We start from the raw sequence: 3,117 nt of genomic DNA on the forward strand, positions 1-3,117 counted from the left end.
GCGCCAGCTGCTCGAAGACCGCGCCACCGACATTGTCGAAGCCGATATCGATGCCGTCTCCTGATGTGATCGACTTGATCCGGTCGCGCAGGTCTTCGCTGCGATAGTTGACGATGTCGCTGGCCCCGTAACCACGCACCAGGGCGGCCTTGTCGTCAGAGCCGATCCCGGCGACGACGTGCAGGCCGAGATGGCGGCCGAGGTCGACGGCGGCGAGTCCAACGCCGCCGGCAGCGCCGGTGACGAACATGGTTTCGCCGCGTCGCGCCCGTGCGCGCTCGACCAGCGCGTAATAAGCCGTGCCGTAATTGTGTAGGACCGTCGCCGCGGCCGCGAACGCGACGCCATCAGGCAGACGCACGCTCTTCGATTCCTTGGCGGTCATCCGTTCGGCGTAGCCGCCGGTCCAGCTGCTGCACGCGACGCGATCGCCGGGGGCGAATGTCGTCACCTCGTCGCCAACCGCGACGACGATGCCGGATGCTTCCGTGCCGGGCACGAAGGGCGTCGGCGGCCGCATTTGGTAGAGGCCCGAGACCATCAACTGGTCCATGAAGCTCACGGACGCTGCATGGACGTCGATGAGGATCTCGTCGGCGGCCGGCTTCGGCTCGTCGATCTCACCGAGGCGCAGATCCGCAGGGCCGGTGAACGAAGTGCACAGAACCGCTTTCATCTGGGCGCTCCAACGGGTCGAGGCGACGGCCGATCGTCCCCCCTGCGGCGGCCGAAAAGGCGCGGCACCAGCATGGGAACGCGACGGCGATAGTCCTGGTAGGTCGCGCCGAACTCGGCGATCAGATCCCGCTCCTCGAACTGCAAGGCGAGCAGGATGTAGGCCGTGTTCGCGATCGCGAACAGCAAATGGCCGGCGGTCATCGCAGGCGTCGCMCAGAACGCAAGCAGGAATCCCAGCATGAGCGGATGCCGCACGATCTTGTAGAGCAGCGGCGTCCTGAAGGACTGGCCCGATATCTCGGTCCCGCGGAATGCGACGAAAGCCTGACGCAGTCCGAACAGATCGAAATGATCGATCATGTGGGTCGAGGCAAACGCGATCAGCCAGCCGAGCCAATGCACGACGATCAGCAGCCAGGCCGCGATTCCGCTCGTTTGCCAGATCGGCGTCGGGATCGGACGCCACTGCCAGAACAGCAGCAGGAGGATCAGGCTGGAGAGCAACACATAGGTGCTGCGCTGGCAGGCGACGGGAAGGAATTTGCCCCACCATCGCTTGAAGGCCGGCCGCGCCATGACGCTGTGCTGGATGGCAAACAGGCTCATCAGCAGAAGGTTGACGAGGATGGCCTCGCTCACATTCGTGGGGCTGCCGACGTCGATCGACTTGTCGATTGACTTGGGCACGACATAATTGCCGACGAAACCGAGCGCGTAGAGAAATGAGACCGTGAACACGGCATAGCTCACGATGGCGTAGAGCAGGATCAGGAGACGCGCGAACATGTTTTTTCCTATTGTGCTGGTGGCGGCAGTGCCGCATGCAGGAGCCTCAATCGCTCGCTGGCGAGCCGGCTCGATCTGACCCGACTGTTATCGCTGGACCGTCCCCTGTGCGTCCCCGGCCGGGGAGGGAGGATTTCCATGACGGCCTTCTCGCTGGGAACATTCGGGTTCCCCGAGGTCCATGCCGACGATCGCCCGATCAAGCTGGCCTTGCGCAAGGGGCTTGCGCTGCTGGTCTATCTCGCGGAGGCCAAGGGCGCTGTGGCGCGGGACGTCGTGGCCACGCTGCTGTGGCCGGAGAGCCCCGGCGAGACCGGCCGTGCGCGATTGCGGCGGCTGCTTCACCGCATCGAGCAGACGCTCGGCCAGGCGGTTTTCGAGACTGACCGCAGCAGCGTGCGATGGTCTCCGGCGCTCGAGTTGAAGGTCGATACGCATCTGTTCGAGGGCGCCTGCGACCGCGGCGACTTTGAGCAGGCCTGCCAGATTTACCGGAGTGACTTCCTGGCCGGCTTCGCGCTGGACGACTGTCCCGAATTCGACGAATGGGCATTCTTCCGCCGTGAGGCGCTGCGGGGACGGCTCATGCACGCGCTGGAGCGTCTGGTGCAGGACAAGAATGCCGCCGGCGAGCATTTTGCCGCGACCGCGCATGCGGGACGTCTGGTCGAGCTCGATCCGCTGAGCGAGGTGTATGGCCGGCATCTGATCCGCAGCCTGCTGCTGGCCGGCGACCGAAGTGCGGCTGAGCGGCACCACGCGGCGCTGACAGAGCGGCTGCGCGACGAACTCGGGGTCGCGCCGGAAGCCGAGACCGAGGCGCTGATGAGCCCTGCGGCGGGGTCGCTTGACGTTCCGGCGACGCGCTACGTCAAGGGGGCGGGCGTACACCTCGCATATCAGACCTATGGCAGCGGCCCGCTCGATATCCTGGTCATGCCCGGCTTCGTGTCGCATGTGGAGCGCGCCTGGGAGCATCCCGCGAGCCGGACGTTTCTGGCGTCGTTGATGAAGCTCGGGCGGCTGATCGTGTTCGATCGCCGCGGCATCGGGCTGTCCGACCGGGTCGGATCGGCCCCCGGCATCGACGTCACCGCGGAAGATATCGGCACGGTCCTGCGCGCGGCGAATGCGCGCCGCGTCGTGCTGTTTGGCGCGTCCGAATGCGGGCCGGCCTGCATCAAATTCGCGGTCGATGAACAGCGCCTGGTGGCCGGCCTCATCCTGTTCGGCGCGCTGGCGAAGGGCTGCTGGTCACCGGACTATCCGCACGCGCTGCGCGCCAGCCAGTATGACGCCTGGCGCCAGCATCTCGTCGCGCAATGGGGCGGCCCGGTCGGGATCGAGACCTTCGCGCCGAGCCTTGCCGGTGATCCGCAGGCGCGCGCCTGGTGGGCCGGGCTATTGCGCGCGGCCTCCAGCCCCGGCGGCATCTCCGCCGTGCTCGAGGCGTTTCGCGATGCCGACGTGCGACACCTTCTGGCGCAGATCGCCGTGCCGACGCTGGTGCTGCACCGGCGCGGCGACCAGGCGGTGCGGATCTCGGCCGGCCGCGACATGGCGAGCCGGATCAAGGGCGCGCAATTCGTCGAGCTGGACGGCAACGATCACTGGTTCTTTGCCGGCGATCGGGGGCCGGTGCTGGAGGCGATC

General features: G+C 66.7%; 3 protein-coding genes. 1 reads left to right on the forward strand and 2 read right to left on the reverse strand.

The window, feature by feature from the left end; all coding sequences use genetic code 11:
- Together AC1D00_RS33720 and mddA are read right to left on the reverse strand one after the other, a co-directional pair.
- The coding region (locus AC1D00_RS33720; RefSeq protein WP_477013645.1) for an NADPH:quinone oxidoreductase family protein at window positions 1-676 on the reverse strand (676 nt) is incomplete at its 3' end.
- Window positions 673-1,464: a methanethiol S-methyltransferase gene (gene mddA, locus AC1D00_RS33725; RefSeq protein WP_477013646.1), complete on the reverse strand. Its 792-nt coding sequence runs from the start codon at window positions 1,462-1,464 to the stop codon at window positions 673-675. The genes mddA and AC1D00_RS33720, both read right to left, overlap by 4 nt.
- A gap of 138 nt (window positions 1,465-1,602) precedes the next feature.
- Here mddA and AC1D00_RS33730 point away from each other — a divergent pair.
- Window positions 1,603-3,117 (forward strand): bifunctional AfsR/SARP family transcriptional regulator/alpha/beta hydrolase (locus AC1D00_RS33730; protein WP_477013647.1); only part of this gene is annotated, 1,515 nt, incomplete at its 3' end.

The sequence above is a fragment of the Bradyrhizobium sp. P2_E8 genome (assembly GCF_056403875.1).